16 protein-coding genes and 1 pseudogene are annotated in these 18,233 nt (G+C 65.2%); 9 read left to right on the top strand and 8 right to left on the bottom strand.

Features of this window, described 5'->3' with window-relative positions; genetic code table 11:
- Positions 1-23: 23 nt before the first annotated feature.
- Entirely contained in the window at positions 24-1,961 is a 1,938-nt protein-coding gene (locus IVA81_RS15705; protein ID WP_247319846.1) for a glycosyltransferase, read from the bottom strand.
- Complete coding sequence (locus IVA81_RS15710) at positions 1,961-3,307, bottom strand: HlyD family secretion protein (protein ID WP_247319635.1); 1,347 nt, start codon at positions 3,305-3,307, stop codon at positions 1,961-1,963. Before IVA81_RS15710 ends, IVA81_RS15705 begins: the two co-directional genes overlap by 1 nt.
- Positions 3,308-3,594: 287 nt before the next feature.
- On the opposite strand from IVA81_RS15710, the gene htpX reads away from it, so the two are divergent.
- Both htpX and IVA81_RS15720 read left to right on the top strand, forming a co-directional pair.
- Complete coding sequence (gene htpX, locus IVA81_RS15715; protein ID WP_247319636.1) at positions 3,595-4,554, top strand: zinc metalloprotease HtpX; 960 nt, start codon at positions 3,595-3,597, stop codon at positions 4,552-4,554.
- A gap of 139 nt (positions 4,555-4,693) precedes the next feature.
- Positions 4,694-5,324 (top strand): annotated as a pseudogene (locus IVA81_RS15720) (tetratricopeptide repeat protein).
- A gap of 204 nt (positions 5,325-5,528) precedes the next feature.
- On the opposite strand, the gene IVA81_RS15725 reads toward IVA81_RS15720, so the two are convergent.
- The 3 genes from IVA81_RS15725 to IVA81_RS15735 all read right to left on the bottom strand — a co-directional run bounded on the left by IVA81_RS15725 (position 5,529) and on the right by IVA81_RS15735 (position 7,345).
- Positions 5,529-5,882, bottom strand: coding sequence for a hypothetical protein (locus tag IVA81_RS15725; RefSeq protein ID WP_247319637.1), 354 nt, complete (start codon positions 5,880-5,882; stop codon positions 5,529-5,531).
- 163 nt (positions 5,883-6,045) lie between these two features.
- Positions 6,046-6,846 carry a hypothetical protein gene (locus IVA81_RS15730; RefSeq protein ID WP_247319639.1) on the bottom strand — a complete coding sequence of 267 codons (801 nt, stop codon included), beginning with the start codon at positions 6,844-6,846 and terminating at the stop codon, positions 6,046-6,048.
- 262 nt (positions 6,847-7,108) lie between these two features.
- On the bottom strand, positions 7,109-7,345 hold the full coding sequence (locus IVA81_RS15735; RefSeq protein ID WP_247007486.1) for a hypothetical protein: 237 nt from the start codon (positions 7,343-7,345) through the stop codon (positions 7,109-7,111).
- 227 nt (positions 7,346-7,572) lie between these two features.
- Between IVA81_RS15735 and IVA81_RS15740 the strand changes: the two genes are divergently transcribed.
- Complete coding sequence (locus IVA81_RS15740) at positions 7,573-7,866, top strand: antibiotic biosynthesis monooxygenase (RefSeq protein WP_247319641.1); 294 nt, start codon at positions 7,573-7,575, stop codon at positions 7,864-7,866.
- A 145-nt stretch (positions 7,867-8,011) separates the two neighbouring features.
- Here IVA81_RS15740 and IVA81_RS15745 read toward each other — a convergent pair whose 3' ends face one another.
- Positions 8,012-9,457: a short-chain fatty acyl-CoA regulator family protein gene (locus IVA81_RS15745; RefSeq protein WP_247319643.1), complete on the bottom strand. Its 1,446-nt coding sequence runs from the start codon at positions 9,455-9,457 to the stop codon at positions 8,012-8,014.
- A 229-nt stretch (positions 9,458-9,686) separates the two neighbouring features.
- On the opposite strand from IVA81_RS15745, the gene IVA81_RS15750 reads away from it, so the two are divergent.
- From IVA81_RS15750 to IVA81_RS15760, 3 genes are all read left to right on the top strand, one after another.
- Positions 9,687-11,321 carry an isocitrate lyase gene (locus IVA81_RS15750; RefSeq protein WP_247319848.1) on the top strand — a complete coding sequence of 545 codons (1,635 nt, stop codon included), beginning with the start codon at positions 9,687-9,689 and terminating at the stop codon, positions 11,319-11,321.
- A 30-nt stretch (positions 11,322-11,351) separates the two neighbouring features.
- Positions 11,352-11,561 (top strand): hypothetical protein, encoded by a 210-nt coding sequence (locus tag IVA81_RS15755; RefSeq protein WP_018323282.1) that lies wholly within the window; start codon positions 11,352-11,354, stop codon positions 11,559-11,561.
- Positions 11,562-11,744: 183 nt separating this feature from the next.
- Complete coding sequence (locus IVA81_RS15760) at positions 11,745-12,299, top strand: hypothetical protein (protein WP_247319645.1); 555 nt, start codon at positions 11,745-11,747, stop codon at positions 12,297-12,299.
- A gap of 100 nt (positions 12,300-12,399) precedes the next feature.
- Here the strand turns inward: IVA81_RS15760 and IVA81_RS15765 are convergent, their stop codons facing one another.
- Positions 12,400-13,281: a metallophosphoesterase gene (locus IVA81_RS15765; RefSeq protein WP_247319850.1), complete on the bottom strand. Its 882-nt coding sequence runs from the start codon at positions 13,279-13,281 to the stop codon at positions 12,400-12,402.
- A 107-nt stretch (positions 13,282-13,388) separates the two neighbouring features.
- Between IVA81_RS15765 and IVA81_RS15770 the strand changes: the two genes are divergently transcribed.
- From IVA81_RS15770 to IVA81_RS15780, 3 genes are all read left to right on the top strand, one after another.
- Positions 13,389-13,880 carry an NUDIX domain-containing protein gene (locus tag IVA81_RS15770; RefSeq protein ID WP_247319646.1) on the top strand — a complete coding sequence of 164 codons (492 nt, stop codon included), beginning with the start codon at positions 13,389-13,391 and terminating at the stop codon, positions 13,878-13,880.
- Positions 13,881-14,080: 200 nt separating this feature from the next.
- Positions 14,081-15,016, top strand: coding sequence for a glycosyltransferase family 2 protein (locus tag IVA81_RS15775; protein ID WP_247319648.1), 936 nt, complete (start codon positions 14,081-14,083; stop codon positions 15,014-15,016).
- A gap of 56 nt (positions 15,017-15,072) precedes the next feature.
- The gene (locus IVA81_RS15780) at positions 15,073-15,588 is read left to right on the top strand and encodes an N-acetyltransferase (RefSeq protein WP_095426926.1); all 516 of its coding nucleotides are present in this window, start codon (positions 15,073-15,075) and stop codon (positions 15,586-15,588) included.
- A gap of 272 nt (positions 15,589-15,860) precedes the next feature.
- Here IVA81_RS15780 and IVA81_RS15785 read toward each other — a convergent pair whose 3' ends face one another.
- Positions 15,861-18,230: a TonB-dependent receptor gene (locus IVA81_RS15785; protein WP_247319660.1), complete on the bottom strand. Its 2,370-nt coding sequence runs from the start codon at positions 18,228-18,230 to the stop codon at positions 15,861-15,863.
- Positions 18,231-18,233: the final 3 nt, after the last annotated feature.

The raw sequence follows: 18,233 nt of genomic DNA on the forward strand, positions 1-18,233 counted from the left end.
GCGAGCGGATGTCGTCCAGGACCCTAGCCGAACAGCCGCATCAGCAGCGCTTTCCCGACTGGGAGCGCCCTGACGCCCCGAAAGGCGCGAACATACTCGCCGGCATAGAACGCCCTGATCGCGTGCACGCGCGTATCCATGCCTTCTTCGAACCGCACGGCGAAGCCGTCCGTGGTCCGCCGCACCACGATGGCCGCGATCGGGCGGCCATAGATCCGGCATTCGATCGTGCTGCCCAGCGCCGGCGGATCGGGATCGATCAGGCGGGCGCCGGTGATGGATATGTCGGCGAGCCGCGCGAGATGCGACTTGCCGTCCTGTCGCAGCAGGACCGTCTCATTGCGGCTGAACCGCTCCGCCTTGCGCTTGCGCGGCTGCTCGATGCAAACGAAGCAGACCACGGTGAGGATGAGCGCGTTGTAGAAGCTCCAGGCCAGCGCAAGTCCTCCATAGGCGATGTTCTCGCCGCGCAGACGCAGGATGAAGGCATAGGCGATGGCTGCCAGCGTGATGACAAGCGCGCTGCCATAGAGCCGCAGTAGCGGCCATTCGACAAATCGCCGGTTACGGTCGCCGCCTTTCGCGGTGACCTTGAACTTGTGTCCTTTCGGCTTCAATAGGCCGGCCGCCACCGCCTTGAGCACGGCGGGCGCCGCGATGAGCTGCGACACGTCGCTCATCATCGCGAGCGAGCGGCCGCGCGACAGCCAGGCCATGCTGAGGCCATTCCAGACATAGAACGGCAGAAAGACGCGCAACAGCTCGGTGAGGTCGGCCCGGACCGCCTTGATGCCGAATAGCAGGAACAGCCAGGGCACCACCAGCCCCGCCACCTTCGAGACGTAGACCGCGGACCAGCTCATGAAGGCGTCGACCAGCGAGAGGCGGTGGATGAAGGACAGCTTCGAATCCCGCGACAGCGGTCCGCTGCGGCCGCGCACGATTTGCATCAGGCCGAGGCACCAGCGGGCGCGCTGCGTGATGTACTCCTTCAGCCCCTCCGGCGCGAGCCCGATCGTCAGCCGCTCGTTGAGATAGATCGTATTGAACCCGTGTTCCCTAAGGCGAAGGGTGACGAGGTAGTCTTCCGTCACCGAATCGGTCGGAAATCCGCCGATCTGCACCAGCCCGGAATAGCGAATGAGGGACGAGGTGCCGCAGCAAAATGCGACACCCCAGGCGTCTTTGGCCGGCAGCAGGATGTCGAAGAAAAACCGCTGCTCGTCGGGCCAGACGTCGGTCGCGGCGAGGTTGGTCTGGATCGGGTCTGGATTGATGAAGTGCTGCGGGGTCTGCACTACGCCGACCGAAACATCGTCCATGAGCGAGACGGTGCGCGCGAGGAAGTCGGGCCGCGGCACGAAGTCGGCATCGAGAATCGCAACGAATTCCGGCCGCTCCGGCAGGGCGCCGACATGCTTGAGTGCGTGATTGATGTTGCCGGCCTTGGCGTGGTGGTTGTCGGGCCGTGTGAGATAATGGCAGCCGAGCTCGCCCGAAAGGCGCCGCAGCCAGGGTCGCCTTCCGTCGTCGAGCACCCAGACGCGATAATGGCCGTACGCCATGCCGGTCGCGCCGATGATCGTGCGCTCGAGGATCGATCGTTCCTCGTTGTAGGTGCAGATGAAGACGTCGATCAGCGGCGCGTCCGGATCGGTGGCGCGGCCGTCGATCCTCGCTGCGCCGGTGCGGTTGCGCGTCCGGCTCAGGAACAGCAGCGACAACGCGACCGCGACCAGCGAGGCCGCTTCCAGCAGCACGAAGGGGTAGCCGATCACGGCATCGACAGTCAGATGCGGGGGCGGAAGCGTCGACGTGATGCGCCAATAGAGGTAACGCAGCAGCAATGCCACCGACACGATGGCGAGGAACGAGCGGGCCATCGTGCTGTCGCGCCTGAGCAGTGGTACGATCGCCATGAAGGCGCCGAGCGTGATCAGGCCGGGCGTCAGCGCCATCATCACGGCGCGGTCTCGTGCCGGGCAAACACGACGCGGCCGGTGCGTCCGACAGTGCAGGCGCGGGCCGCCGCATCGCGCGAGGCCACGGTCACGCGATAGGGCTCCTTGCTCAGCGCATCCGGATTGATGGCGAGATTGGCGGGCGCACTGGCCGCGCCGGTCAGGTTGACCACGGTGCCGGAGATCGGCTCGCCGCCGTCATTCGGCTCGAACGTCGCGCGATCGCCGAGCTGCAAGCGGTTATAGACGCTCTCGGTGACGTTGGCGGTGATGACGGCGCCGCTGCAATCGAGCACCTTGAGCAGGGGCTGGCCGGCCTGCACGTCCTCACCGGGTGAGGTCATCATCTCCCAGACGCGCCCCGCGACGGGTGTCGTGATGTTGGCTTCGGACAGATCGGCGAAGCGGACCTCCTCGATGATGATTTCGTTGGCGAGCCAGGCGATCTCGGTGTCGGTGCGCGCCAGATCGGCTTCGAGGTCGCCGGCACGCTGGCGCATCTCCTCCTCGCGCTGCACCGAGCTTGGCCGGTCGTTGTAGCTGTCGCCGAGGAACGAGCCGTTCTGCGCCGCGGTGAGCTCGACTTTGGCGGCATCCAGCCGCTTGCGCGCGCCGAGCTCGGTCTGCTGTGACACGGAGAGCTCGCGCGTCAGCCGCGCCAGTTCGACGGTCGAGACATTGCCGGATTTCGCCAGCGAAGATGCGCGGTCGACGGCGGCACTGGCTTCGTCTCGCCGCGCCGCCGCCGCCTCGATCGAGGTCTGGATCTCGGCGATGCGGGCCTCGAGTTGGAGCACGCGTCCGTCGCGGAATTGGGCTGCCTGCCGCGCCAGGTCCTTTTGCGCGGCTTGCGCCGAGGCGAGCTTGACGGCAAGGCTTGGCCGCTCGTTCTCCAGGCGCGACTTCTGCCGCCGCAGATCGTCAAGCCGGGTGCGATCCCCGCGCGAGTTGACGACGCGCAGGACGACGGTTCCGGCGTCTAACCTGGCCTGATCGGTCACGCGCTGGGCGGCCGAGACGCGGCCACCGATGGGCGTGCGCAACGTGACGAGGCGGGAATTCAGCACGGCCTCGACGCTCGAATTTTCCCAGATCGCGCGCAGCGGCAACCAGCCGAACACGGCGATGATGGCGAGCCCGATGGCGATCTTGGCGCCGCGCCGCAGACGCGACCAGCGACGTCCAGATTCCGGCGCCGTCTGCCCGTCGGGCGCGTGGCTGGGCTCGTCATTGGCGAACAGCTGCTCATGCAGCGCCTCCTGCAAGCCTTTCGCGTCAGTCTTGCTCTGGTCGGAGGAGGGGGTGGATGCGGGATCGACTGAGGCGGCGCGCGAGCGGTCCATCATGACGGTCACCTTGCTGACGAGATGCCAACGGAACCGGTCAATGCGCGAGAACTGTGCGGCGTGCCCGGTTACCGTGTATTAAAGCCGAAGCTGCGCTTTCCAGGTTGCTAAGCGTTCATGCGCGTTTTTGCGCAAATCCCGGTCAAGGTTTAGCGGCGGGGGAAAGGCTGGCCGCACTGCTGTGGATCTGCGGCCCGGCGACGCACGAACCCTTGCGGTCGCCGACCGCATTCATACTTCGGGGGAGCCGGCCGAAGGTTCGCCCGCGGCCGCCCCAGGAGACGGCCATGAACTATCTTCGTACCGCAATGCTGCTCGCAGGCCTCACCGCCCTGTTCATGGGCGTCGGCTATCTGATCGGTGGTGCCTCCGGTGCCGTGATCGCGCTGGTCATTGCCGCTGCGACCAATCTTTTCACCTACTGGAACTCCGACCGTATGGTGCTCTCCATGTACGGCGCCCATGAGGTCGATCGTTCGACCGCGCCGGAACTGGTCGGGCTGGTCGCGGAACTTGCGGGCCGTGCGGGCCTGCCGATGCCGCGCGTGTTCCTGATGGACGAGATGCAGCCCAACGCGTTCGCGACCGGCCGCAATCCGGAAAACGCGGCCGTCGCCGTTACCACCGGCCTGATGAACCAGCTCAGCCGCGAGGAGCTCGCCGGCGTGATCGCGCACGAGCTCGCTCATATCAAGAATCACGACACGCTGCTGATGACCATCACCGCGACCATTGCGGGCGCGATCTCAATGCTTGCCCAGTTCGGCATGTTCTTCGGCGGCAATCGCGACAACAACAACGGTCCGGGCATCGTCGGCTCGATCCTGATGATGATCCTCGCCCCGCTGGGCGCCATGCTGGTGCAGATGGCGATCAGCCGTACCCGCGAATATGCCGCGGACAATCTCGGTGCGCGCATCGCGGGACAACCGATGTGGCTGGCCTCCGCGCTGGTGAAGATCGAGGGCGCCGCGCATCAGGTGCCGAACTATGAGGCCGAGCGAAATCCCGCGACCGCGCACATGTTCATCATCAATCCGTTGTCGGGCCACGGTGTGGACAATCTGTTCGCCACCCATCCCTCGACACAGAACCGCATCGCCGCGCTGCGCGAGCTCGCTGCCGAGCTCGGCACGCAGGTGGCGCCGTCGGTCGGCGCCAACGAGAATTATCCGCCTCGGGGCCCGTGGGGCCGCTCGTCTTCACGCGGTTCTTCACGTGGTCCTTCACGTGGTCCTTGGGGCTGAAATGAAACCGGCTGGAATTTTTGCATCCCGCTTTGTGACCTGGCGCACACAGGATCGCCGGAGCCGGTGTTAACACCCCGGCGAGACCAATTCTTCGAAAGGGGATGCGTGGCCGGCCCAATGCCGGCCATCGTCGAAGATGACCAGAACTGCCGTACCATTGCTGATCGTCATGTGCGTACTTGTCGGCCTGTCCACGCACATGGTCGTCAATTGCGGTGACGAGGACGATCCCGACATCTGCTCGGCCGTGATTGGATTCTCGCCGCTGCGAGGCTCGCTGATCGCCTTTGCCTATGAGGGGCGCGGACGGATCGCGCTGCGACATGGCGATTTCAGGCGGGCGATGGCCGATTTCGACGAGGCCATTCACCTCAATCCCAACCGCGCCTCGCTCTATCGCGAGCGCGCGCTCGCGCGTCGTCAGAACGGCCACCTCGAGCTCGCCATCGCCGACTATGACGAGGCGATCGCGCATGATCCCAAGCTTGCCGCGCCCTATCACCAGCGCGGTCTCGCGCTCGCCGCCAGCGGCGATCTCGATCGCGCCATCCTGAGCTACAACACGGCGGTCCGCCTCGATCCCTCGAATGCCGAGGCCCGCCCTGGCGTTCCTCGCCCGCGGCCAGGCCGACGATGCGCGCGCCGATTTCGAGGCGGCGCTGGCGCTGCCCGTCGGCAAGGACGGCCGCGCGCGCGAGGCTGCGCGCGCAAAGCTCGCCGAGCTCGCGAGCGCCGAGCCGACACAGGTGTCAGTACCGCGAAGGTGAGGGTATCTCGCCACGAATCCCGGAATCGTAGAGTGGGCAAAGGCGCATTTGCGCCGTGCCCACGATCTCTGCAATACGACGACAGACGCGTGGGCACGCTTCGCTTTGCCCACCCTACGATACTGTCGTCGAGGAAAGAGACCCCTCATCCGGCGCTTCGCGCCACCTTCTCCCACAACAAGGGGAGAAGGAAGAAAGCAGTGACTACTTCGCCTTTTTGGCTTTGGCTTTCTTCGCCTTCGCCGCCTTCTTCTCCGGCTCTTCCTTCGCCTTCTTCTCCACCTTCACCGCAACGGGCGTGCTGGCGGCAATCCGCATCGACCGCGCGTAGCTATCGGCGACGTTGTCGGCGGACATCTGGAGGCGCTTGGCGGCGGCGGCGGCCTGCTCGATGGTGGCCTTGGCCATCATCTTGAAGCGGTCGGCGGTCTCCTTGCCCTTGGCCTTGGCCGCAAGGCCGTTGAAGCGATCCCGCCGCTCCTTGGCGCGGGTCATGAGGCCCGTATGCAGCTGTCTGGCCAGTTGCCGGATCACGACATCCAGGTCGGCGTCCGCCATGTTGTTCTATCCTCTTCGAAAAACGGTATCGATGCGGGCGGGACTATGCAGATCGGGCCCTGCCTTGGCAATTCCCGCCGGGGAGTCATCCGCAGCTTCCGGCTGGCCAAAACTAAAAAAGCCGCGCATGTCGCGCGGCTTTTGAACGTTTCAGCGGGGCGCCTCACTTCAGCGAGGCCACCGGGCCGTTTGCCGCCGCGGGCTCGGGGTCGAAGCCGAACACGCCGACCAGATATTTGTAATAGTCCGGCATCTTCTCCTTGAGCGCCTCGCGCGACTTCGGGTCGTGGAATTCGCTCTTTCCGGACAGGAAGATGCTGGTGGTCACCGCAAAGAACTCCATGGGATTCTTCATCGCATAGGAGTCCTTGGGGAGAAGGTCCTTGGACTTGGCAAGCGCATAGTAGGCGATCACGCCCTTGTTGGCATAGCCGTCCGGCAACAGCCGCGCGTGATAGGCGTGCAGCAACTCGTGCAGCAGCACGGCCTCCTTCTCGTACCGCATCATGTCCGGACGCAGCATGATCACGCCGAGCCCGGAATCGACCGCGAGGTCGACGGCGTTCGGATTCGTCCAGCGCTGCTTGTTCGGGTCCCACACCGTGAGCGTCCGCGGCGCGGTGCGGTGGATCTCCGGCGTGACCCGGCCGTAGCAGGCGGTCGCGGCGCCTTCGTCGAGGCAGGCCAGCTCGCTCGCGACGATCGGCACGGTATGGAAGAAGCGCAACACGCGCGGCGAGAGGCCAGCGCCTTCGACGAGATCAATCTGCTGCTTCAGATTGTCGGTGAGCTTGTCGACGTCCTTGCGGTCGGAATTCTCCGACAGGTCGAACATGTAGCCGCGGTAGCTCTGGAAGCCGGGCGGCAATTGCTGCGCTGTGTCAGCTTCGAGCGGCCCGGCATTTGATGGATTGGCGAAGAGCGCGCCGATAATGGTCGCGGTCAGCAGCAGCGCAACGCGCATGATGAACCCCCTGGTGTCACTTCGCGCGCCAACATAGACCGTCGTTGTTTGCGAAAAGTGAGTGGGGCAAGACTAAGGCACCGATGTTGAGGCGTGCTTAATCGTTGGTTGCAGAGCGCGCGGGTTGGGTTAGCCGCCGGTTAACCAAGGATAGGTGGATGGCCGCCCCGGCCGGCGAGGCGCTTTCTCCACTTGCAGACAGGGTTCGATTGCGAAAAGGCCGCGCTACTCTGCGCGGCCTTCGTTTGAGGCGCCGGCCTGCTCAGTAATCATAGCCGGGACGGCCAGGATAATACTGCCGATTGCAGGCCCTGCGGCCGCGGTCGTAAGCGGCCGCATTGCCATGGGCGAGCGCGCTGACATATTTCAGGCAGCGCACGTAATTGTCGTTGCCGAGCCAGTCCAGGCTGCCGGCAGCAGCGGGGGTGAGCCGGGCGGAGCCGGCCAACGTCGTGATGGCGACGAGGGCGGCGATAGCCGAAAGCGCGATGGTTCTCATGGTCGGTGTCCTGTTGCGGCTGCCCGATGCAGCCGGTGTGGACGCAACCATGCCGGAACGCGCGCGGAACAACTGTGCCGGCCATCACGCTGGCCGCACCGTCGGTCGAGATGCGATCCGTCGGGTAATGGCGGGCGATTGATGCGAGGGCGTGGATCGTTTGCCTGCCAAGGCGTAAGATCACCTTGGGCACTATGTCCCCAACACGTAGCTGGAAGGAGGATGCCATGTATGCCGCCATCCGTCAGGCCAAGGCGAAAAGCGGGAGCGCGGAAGAGCTGGCGCGCCGCATCAAGGACGGCGCCGTTCCGATCATCAGCGACGTCGACGGCTTTCGGGCCTATTACGTCGTCTATGCCGGCGACGACACGGTGACCGCGATCTCCATCTTCGACAAGTTCGAGCAGGCGGAGGAGGCCAACCGGCGTGCGATCGCCTGGATCGAGAAGGATCTGAGCCCGCTGCTCGCCGGACACGCGAGCGCCGCCGCGGGCCCGGTGATCGTGCATACGCTGGCGTAGGGCCTTACTGGTGATAGTGGCGAGCAGCGACCGCATATGCCGGTCGTCATGCCCGGGCTTGTCCCGGGCATCCACGCCTTTCCTTGTACGCCGGAGCGCGTGGATGGCCGGGTCAAGCCCGGCCATGACGAAGGAGAGAGTGCCCTCACAGCTCCCGCGCATTCGAGAATGCGAAGCTCGACACCCGCCGCGTCGTCTCGTCCAGGATCAGCGTGCGCGTGATCGGCGGCTCGGCGCGCTGGGCGCAGTTTTCGCGCTCGCATAGGCGGCAATTGACGCCGATCGGCGTGCCCTCGGTCTTCTCGAGGTCCATGCCGACGGCATAGGTCAGGCGCGCGGCGTGACGGATCTCGCAGCCGAGACCGATGGCGAAGCGCGGTTGCGGCAGCGGGTGCGGCGCGACGGGGCGGCGCACCATCTGCGCGATCGAGAAATAACGTGTGCCGTCGGACAGCTCGATCACCTGCTTGAGCAGGCGATCCGGCGTGTCGAAGGTCGAGTGCACGTTCCACAGCGGACAGGTGCCGCCGAACTTCGAGAACGGGAAGGTGCCGGAGGAGAAGCGCTTGGAGACGTTGCCGGCATTGTCGACGCGCAAGAGGAAGAACGGAATGCCGCGCGCATTCGGCCGCTGCAGGGTGGTGAGGCGGTGGCAGACCTGCTCGAAGCCGGAATTGAAGCGCTGCGCCAGCACGTGGATATCGTAACTGAGCGCTTCGGCCGCGGCCAGGAACGCTGGATAGGGCATCATCACGGCAGCAGCGAAGTAGTTGCCGAGCGTGATGCGGAACAGGCGGCGCGGCGTGTCGTCGAGCGGTCCGGCGCGGCCGATGATGGTTTCCAGGGCTTGCGCGCATTCACCTAAGCCAAGCTGGAAGGCAAGCTGGAAGGCGCGGCCGGGCGGATCGACCAGCTCGGAGATCAGCAACTGGCGGCGATGACGATCGAACCGCCGGAGCGTCTCACGCATCACGTCGACAGGCATGATGCGGGTCTGGATCGAATGCTTTTCGCGCAGCCGCGCCGCGAGCGCTGCATAGAGTCCCTCGGCCGGGACGTTCAACTCGTCGCGAAGAGTCTCCGCGGCCTGTTCGAGTTCCGGGAAGTAGTTGCGGTTGGCCTCGATCAGCTCGCGCACGCGCTCGACCGGATTGGCCTCATAGCGCGTGCCGACGTCGCGGTCGGCCATCTGGGCTGCGGCCAGCGTCTCACCCTGGCGGGCCTCGGTGTAGGCGGCGTAGAGCCGCTGCAGCGCATGGGTGACGCCGGGGCAGAGCTCGGCGAGGTCGCGCAGCTCCTGCTTGGGAACATCGATCTGGCGGAACAGCGGATCGGAGAAGATCTCGTTGAGCTCGGCGAAGAAGCGGTCCTCGTCGGCGGTGGCGAGGTCGCGCAAATCGAGGTCGTAAGTCTCGGCCAGCCGCAGCAGGATCTGCGCCGTCACCGGACGCTGGTTGCGCTCGATCAGGTTGACATAGCTCGGCGAGATCCCGAGCCCCTCGGCGATCTGGGTCTGCGACAGTCCCAATTGCTGCCGGATTCTCCGGAACCGCGGGCCAACGAAGAGTTTCTTGCCGGAATTGGCGGGCATTTTCTCACATCTCCAGGAGCATTAAGGACAGGCTCACTGACCTATAATTTACAAACTTTACAAAATAACATCTAGTACATGTTCTGATGTTACATGACATCACCAATAAGAAACAAGCCATCTGTACGAAGTTTCTGTTTTCGCGTTTATCTCCTGACACGCATCTCGCAATGCACTGTCAAGAATGTCGATGGCTACCATCGCCATCGTCAGCGAAAGGATCAGGCACATGAACTACCAGCCGCGCGGCATCAACACCCTTCAGGGCCCGGGTTCGTATCAGGATGAGGTCAAGGCGGCACAGGCGCTCCTCGAGACCCAGCCGACCTGGAACGGGGTGACGGCCGAGGCCGTCGCACGCATGCGCCTCCAGAACCGCTTCAGGACCGGTCTCGACGTCGCCCGCTACACCGCGGCGCTGATGCGGGCCGACATGGCCGCCTATGACAACGACCCGACCAAGTACACCCAGTCGCTGGGCTGCTGGCACGGCTTCATCGCCCAGCAGAAGCTGATCTCGGTCAAGAAGCACTTCGGTGGCAGGACCGATCGCACCTATCTGTACCTCTCGGGCTGGATGATCGCGGCGCTGCGCTCCGAGTTCGGCCCGCTGCCCGACCAGTCGATGCACGAGAAGACCTCGGTGCCGGCGCTGATCGAGGAGCTCTACACCTTCCTGCGTCAGGCGGACTCGCGTGAGCTCAACGACATCTTCCGTCTGCTCGACAAGGCGCGCAAGGAAGGCGACAAGACCCGTGAGAAGGAGCTGATCGCGAAGATCGACAACTTCCAGACCCACGTCGTGCCTGTCATCGCCGACATCGACGCCGGCTTCGGCAACGCCGAGGCGACCTATCTGCTTGCCAAGAAGATGATCGAAGCGGGCGCCTGCGCGCTCCAGATCGAGAACCAGGTCTCCGACGAGAAGCAGTGCGGTCACCAGGATGGCAAGGTCACCGTGCCGCACGAGGTGTTCATCGCGAAGATCCGCGCCTGCCGCCACGCCTTCCTCGAGCTCGGCGTCGAAGACGGCGTTATCGTGACCCGCACCGACTCGCTCGGCGCCGGCCTGACGCAGCAGATCGCCGTCAGCCACAAGCCCGGTGACATCGGCGACCAGTACAACAGCTTCCTCGATTGCGAGGAAATCACCGCGGAGAACGCCCGCAACGGCGACGTCATCATCAATCGCAACGGCAAGATGATGCGTCCGAAGCGGCTGCCCTCGAACCTCTACCAGTTCCGTCCTGGCACGGGCGAGGACCGCTGCGTGCTCGACAGCATCACCTCGCTGCAGAACGGCGCAGACCTGCTCTGGATCGAAACCGAGAAGCCGCATATCGAGCAGATCGCCAAGATGGTCGATCGGATCCGCAAGGTCGTCCCGAACGCCAAGCTGGCCTACAACAACTCGCCCTCGTTCAACTGGACGCTGAACTTCCGTTGGCAGGTCTACGACGCGATGAAGGAAGCCGGCAAGGACGTCAGCCAGTACAACCGTGCCGAACTGATGAAGCCGGAATACGACGATACGCCGCTGGCGCAGGAAGCCGACGAGCGCATCCGCACCTTCCAGGCCGATTCAGCCAAGCGTGCCGGCATCTTCCACCACCTGATCACGTTGCCGACCTATCACACGGCGGCGCTCTCGACCGACAACCTGGCGAAGGAATATTTCGGCGAGCAGGGCATGCTCGGTTACGTCAAGAACGTGCAGCGCGCCGAGATCCGTCAGGGTATCGCCTGCGCCAAGCATCAGAACATGGCCGGCTCGGACATCGGTGACGACCACAAGGAGTACTTCGCGGGCGAAGCCGCCCTGAAGGCGGGCGGCGCCCACAACACGATGAACCAGTTCGGCTAGCGCAGCACGCACCGAAACAGGAGACTGACAATGACCAAAGGCAGCAATTTCTGGGTGATCGGCGGCGAGTTCGGTTCGATGAACTTCCACAAGCTCGTGGAAGGCTCGGCCCAGGTGCAGGGTCCGTTCAAGACCCGCAAGGAGGCCGAGGATGCCTGGCGCACGGTCTCGGAAGAGAACCGCCACAAGGCCGGCGTCCGCTTCTCGATCGTGGAAGAGCCGTCGCGCGTCTCGGCCTGAGGCCCTGAATTAAGAAGACGTCCAAGGACGGATGGTCCCATCCAGGCTCTGCCTGGGTGGGATCGTCTGTTTTTGGCACAGGCGAAACGGCTGTGGGCACCGTAAGTATCTGGAATTGTAGGCCTTTGCGGAGGATGTGGTTGCTGATAGGTTAATGGCGGATAGTCGAGGACGAGGCCGACAATGTCAGAGCCCGAGACCAGCGGGACCCATCCCGGCCAGCCGCGCCCGGTGCGGCTGCGCGATGCGCTGCTGCGCGCGCGGATCGAGGCCGCCGACCGGACCGGCGTCGTCGTCGATCTCAGGGATGCCGAGGTGGCGCGGCTCGAGATCCTCAACGACGCGCTCGATCCCTTGTTCGCGCAGGTGCCTGATAAGATCGACCTGTTCGACCGCGGCATCAGCCAGGGCGATACGCCGAGACTGTGGATCGACGTCGTCGCCCACATCCTGATGGGCCGCGACAAGCGCATGTACCGCTTCGTCCAGGACACTCGCTTCGGCCGCATCGTGCTCGCCGAATCGCACGACACCGCCGTGATCGTCGAGGCCGTCACCGACTATGTCGCGCGCCGCATGGTCGAGCGCGAGCACGCGATGGTGGTCCCGCCCGAACCGAAGCCCGAGGTCGCGCCGCCACGGCGACGCTCGCGGGTGTGGCCGTTCGTGTTCGGCTTCGTCCTCGGTGCCGCCGCGCTGTTCGGGGTTGCCGTGCTCGCGGCGTTGCGGAGCTGGTGAACGCCTTTCCTCCGTCATTGCGAGCGCAGCGAAGCAACCCAGAGTGTCTCCGTGGAAAGATTCTGGATTGCTTCGCTGCGCTCGCAATGACGGCGTGACTTCAGATCAACTTTACATGCTTGATCTGCCCGATCTGAAATCCCGCTCCCAGGCTCCGTACCGTCTGCTCGCAGCGCCAGCCGGCATTGTCCTTCTCGATCGTGAACAGATTATACGCCGCCGCCGGGTAGCGCCCGTGCGCGAGCGCGGAGGCCGAGGGCACGCCGAGCGCGGGAATGTTGCCGTTCGGCCCCTCGAACCACATCGTCGAATGAATGTGGTCGTGCCCGTGCAGGATCAGCTCGACGCCATGGCGCTTGAGCAGCGCCAGCAGCGCGGCCGAATCTGTCATCCGTTTCTGCCGCGCGTCGGACTTTAGGGGATGGTGCACCAGCAGCACGCGGAAGACGTCTTCAGTCGCGAGCCCTTCGAGCATCTGTGCGAGAGAGCTGAGCTGATCGCGCCCGAGCGTGCCCGTCGCCATCAGCGGCAGGGTCGGCACCGCCGTCGACAGGCTGATCAGCGCGAGCGGCCCGCGGCGGCGTACGGACGGAAAACCGATGCCGCCGTCATCGCCCGCAAGATAGGGACCAAACGTCTCGCCGAAGCGCTGAGAGGTGGCGCGAACATAGGCGTCGTGATTGCCGGGAATCGCGGTGACGCGGTCAGGCGGGCCGACGCCGTCGAGCCAGGCGCGGGCAGGCGCGAACTCGGCTTCCAGCGCCAGGTTGACGAGATCGCCCGTCACCGCGACGTGGTCGGGCGCCTGCGCCTTCATGTCGGCGACCAGCGCGTCGAGCACCTCGCGGCGCTGGTACTTGTGGCGATTGCGCGTCCAGTTGACATAGCCGAGCACGCGCTTGCCGGCGAGCTCGATCAGCCGCGGCTTCGGCAAAGGCGGCAGATGCGGATCGGACAGATGGGCGAGCGTGAAGGGGGCCAGCGTGTTGGGAGTCATGGCGCGCGATTGCCTCGCTATTGCTCCACTGTAATGGCAAGGTCGCGGGCAACGTGCAAGCGGGGCCGGGACAGCGGCCTCAAGGAAGCCTGATGGAAGATCGTCTGAACAGCGTTCGCAGGAAATTCGAACCGCTGCTGCGGCGACTCTTCCACGCCTATTTCCTCGTCGTCCGCGGCATGACGCTCGGCGTCCGCGCCGTGGTGCTGGATGCCGAGAACCGGGTATTCCTGGTCCGGCACAGCTACGTCAGCGGCTGGCACCTGCCCGGCGGCGGCGTCGACCACGGCGAGACCATGGAGCAGGCGATGCGGCGCGAGCTCAAGGAGGAGGGTGACATCGACCTGACCGGAGCAGCCAGCCTGCACGGCATATTCCTCAACAGCCACGTCTCCCGCCGCGACCACGTCGCGGTCTATGTAGTCAGGCAGTTCAGGCAGGAGCGCCTGCCCGAGCCCAACCGCGAGATCGTCGAATGCCGGTTCTTTCCGATCACGGCGCTGCCAGAGGGCACCACGCCTGGCACGCGGCTGCGGATCGCGGAAGTGCTCGAGGGCCGGCCCTTGATTGCGACGTGGCGCTGAGGGCGGCCTGTGCTAGTAAGCAGCCCGAAGAGGCCGCCACGGACACCGGAGAAGATTGCCAAATTCGCCTTCGGTCTGATCTGCCTTGCGATCCTCGCCAGCAACATCGCCACGATGTCGCGCTGGACAGAGGCGCGCATGCTGCCGCCGCAAGCCGCGCCACTCGGGCGCGAGCCGACAAGCCTCGGAGCGCCGTCGCGATGACCTCAACGCAACTTCGCATCGCGGTGCTGGTGCCCTGCTACAATGAGGAAGCGGCGGTCGCGACCGTCGTTGCCGATTTCCGCAAGGCGCTCCCCTCGGCCGAGATCTACGTCTACGACAACAATTCGCGCGACCGTACCGCGGCGGTCGCGCGCGAAGCGGGCGCGATCGTGCGCAGCGAGCGGCGGCAGGGCAAGGGCCACGTCGTGCGTCGCATGTTCGCCGACGTCGAGGCCGACGTCTATGTGCTGGTCGATGGCGATGCCACCTACGATGCGCCGAGCGCGCAGCGTATGATCGACAGGCTGCTCGATGATCATCTCGACATGGTGGTCGGCCTTCGCGTCGATCAGGTCCAGGCCGCCTACCGGCTCGGCCATCGCACCGGCAACCGTATGCTGACGGGCTTCCTGGCGTCGAACTTCGGTCACACGTTCAAGGACATCCTGTCCGGCTACCGCGTGTTCTCACGCCGCTTCGTCAAATCCTTTCCGGTCCTCTCGGACGGCTTCGAGATCGAGACGGAGCTCGCGGTCTATGCGTTGGAACTATCGCTGCCGGTCGCCGAGATCGAGACCCCCTATTACGCGCGCCCCGAAGGCTCGTTCTCGAAGCTCAACACCTGGCGCGACGGGTTTCGCATCCTCGGCACCATGCTGAAGCTCTACCGTTCGGAACGGCCGTTGCGCTTCTTCACGGTGATCGGAATCCTGCTGGCGCTGGCCTCGGTGATCCTCGCGATCCCGATCGTCATCACCTTCATCGAGACCGGCCTCGTGCCGCGCCTGCCCACCGCGGTGCTGTCGATGGGCTTGATGATCATGGCCCTGCTCTCGGTGTCGTCGGGGCTCGTGCTCGACACGGTGACGCGAGGGCGGCGGGAAATGAAGTTGCTGGCCTATCTGTCCCAACCGACCTTGAAAAGGAGCTGAACGCCGTCGCTGCCCGATGGACCGCGCTGCGTTCAGGTGCTATCCCGCGAATTGACATGACCGATCTCTCACTGACCATCCTTCCCGAGGCCGCGGGCGACGCCCAGTCGATCGAGCGGCTGCATGAACGCACCTTCGGTCCCGGCCGCTTCGTGCTCAGCGCCTACCGCATTCGCGAGCACGTCGACCATCTGCTCGAATTGTCCTTCACCGCCCGCATCGGCACGCTGCTGGTCGGCTCCGTCAGGCAATTGCCGGTGCTGGTCGGCGAGACGCCGGCGCTGCTGCTCGGACCGCTCACGGTCGAGCCGCCGTTCCGCGGCCGCGGTGTCGGCCGTCTCCTGATGGAGCGTGCGCTCAAGGACGCAAAGGCGAAAGGCCACCGCCTCGTCCTGCTGGTCGGCGACGAGCCCTATTACAGCCGTGTCGGCTTCAAGCCGGTCCCCAAGGGCCGCGTCACCATGCCGGGCCCTGTCGACGCCGCGCGCATCCTGGTGTTCGAGCTCGTCGACGGCGCCTTCGAGGGCGTGTCGGGCCCGGTCGGCCCCGACTGGAGCAAGGCGCGAAAGTAGCTGCCGCGCGGGCGGAGACGTAGCCCGGATGAGCGTAGCGACATCCGGGAAGCTTGTCCTCGCAGATGCACTGCCTCGGATATTGCTGCGCTCATCCGGGCTACGATTTCGTGAGTTGGACGCACAGCAGGGGCGTCCTCGCCGTCATTGCGAGCGCAGCGAAGCAATCCAGAATCTTTTCCGCAGGGGCAGTCTGGATTGCTTCGCTGCGCTCGCAATGACGATGTGGGGGCGGTGTGCGTCGGGGCCCGCAGGCCCCGACTGGCTCCCGCTCAGAACTTGAAGTTCGCGAACGCCCTGACGCCGATGCCGGGCATCAACACCTCGTCCTTGGTGTAGGACACCGAGTTGCGGATGTTCTCGTTGAGGAGATTGTTGCCGACGATGCCGGCCATCATCTCGCGCGCGCCGAACCAGTTGCGGTCGAGCTTGGTCTTGTAGCTGACCTCGGCCTTCAACAGATTGTAACCCGCCGTCGGCGTCTCCGCGATGACGGCGACGTTGTTCTGGGCGAAGGCGTGCAGCAGGTTGACGCGCATCAGCCAGTTGTCGTCGCGCCAGAACACGCCGCCGCCCATCCGCATGGGCGGAATCCGGGGCACGTTGGTGCCGTCGCTGAAGGTGGCGCGGACGAAGTCGAACTGGTTCTCGATGCCCCAGATGCCGCCCTGGAAGGCGCCGACGTCGAGCTGCGACTGGAATTCGCCGCCGCGGAAGTTGGCATTGCGTTGCGAGTAGACCGCCTGGTTGAGCTCGGCGCCAGGCGTGCCGCAGGATGCAAAGTCGTCGTCGCAGGACACGCCGGTGAGGCGGCGATAGATGAAATTGTCGAAATGCGTGTAGTAGACCGTCGCTTCGAAGCGGAACGGCCCCGTCGCCCTGCGCACGCCGAGTTCGACCGACTTCGCGGTCTCGATGGTGAGGTTCGGATTGCCGATGTCGAACGTCGCAGTCGCATCATGTCCACCACGCGAAAACAGCTCCGCCGCCTTCGGTGCGCGCTCAACATATTGCGCGGTGATGCTGCCGACCATGCCGCCCGGCAGATCCTGCAACAGGCCGATGCTGCCGCTCTTCGGCGTGAACGACGGATTGCGCGACGTCGCCACCTGCGGCGTGCCGTCGGGCAAATAATCGGCCGGGAAGTCCGGCGTCGTGCCGTGCAGCTCGACGTGCTCGATGCGGCCGGCGATCTGCGCCCGCGTTGCCTCGGTGAACTTGAACTCGTTGAAGGCGTAACCGGCAACGCGCGTGCTGTTGTTGGGGTCCCACAGGCCGTTGAACAACGTGCCGGGATTGTCCGGGCTCGGCGCGCTCAATTCCTGATGGCCGACCTGGAATCCCAGCGCTGTCGTCACCTCGGCGAAGCGCGCGTTGAACGGCATCAGCTGCACCTCGGTGCGGATCTCCTGCTCCTTGTTGGTGAAGGTCTGGCGTATGCCGTCGCTGTTGAGGTCGGCGGGGTCGGCAAGGCCGATCTCGTTGTGGCGGTAGTCGGTCGCGCCGGCCCAGAAGCGGACGGCGTCGATCGCCGCAGCATCAGGATGGTACTCGCCCTTGACGTTGATCTTGGTCTGGTGGCCGTCGATCCGCGTGTGGTGGTCGGCGCCGTCGATGCCGGGGATGTGGTAAAGCGAGTCGTTCTGCGTGATCGACGCGCCGATATAGCCGCCTTGGAAGAAGTAGGAGCCGCCGATCGAGGCGCCGTCCGAACGCGTCGCCGAGTTCGGCTGGCGGCCGTTCACGGGGCGCGACTGATCGTTCAGATACGGATAGCTCGGAATGGAATAGTCGGAGGTCGTGCGGCCATAGGCGTCGGCATGGAACGCGAAATTGCCGCCGCCGGTGTCGAGCAGCACGCCGCTTTCGACGCCGCGATCGACCGAGCTGAACGCGGTGCGGGTCTCCGCGGTGACGCAAGGTGAGGTCGCGGCGCTCGCGAGCGGGGCCTTGGTCGGCAGGCCGTAGGTCTGGAACGACGGCGCGCAGGAAGGCACCGCATCCGGAATCCGGTTGTTGGTGGCGCTGACGACGCCGCCGATCGAGGTCGAGCCATAGCGCAGCGCGGCCGGTCCGCGCACCACTTCGATCTGGTTGGTGGCGAGCGGATCGATCGGAACGAAATGATCCTCGCCGAGGTCGGAGGCGCCGCTGGCATTGGTGCCGTTCTCGACGATCCCGACGCGGTTGACATCGAGCCCGCGGATGATGGGCCGGCTGGAGGCGCCGGGCGCGAAGCTCGAGCCGGTGATGCCGGGCTTGGAGAACAGGAGATCGCCGAGCTGACCGCCGCCCTCGCGGCGGATCTCGTCGTTCGGCACCACGGTGACGGTCGCGAACTGGTTGGTCACGACAGGCAGCACGCCCTGCTGGGGCGCGGCGGGTGCTTGGGCTGCCGGCGTTGCTTCCGCCGTTTGCTCGCGGTTGCGCACCCGCGCGGTCCGCGTGCCGCGGCCCGCGTTGCGGGACGGCACCACCGCTCTGCGCACGATCGGGCTCGGCGCCGTCACGGTGACGGCGGGGATCTCCGTCGACGATTTGTCTTGCGCAGGCGTTTGGGCGAAAGCGGGCGTGGCGGCGGCGCCGAGCAGGAGCAGGCTTGCTCCGCCAAGACGCTGCGCGCGTCGCAATTGAAATGACATGAT

The organism is Bradyrhizobium sp. 141 (genome assembly GCF_023074055.1).
Taxonomy (GTDB): domain Bacteria; phylum Pseudomonadota; class Alphaproteobacteria; order Rhizobiales; family Xanthobacteraceae; genus Bradyrhizobium.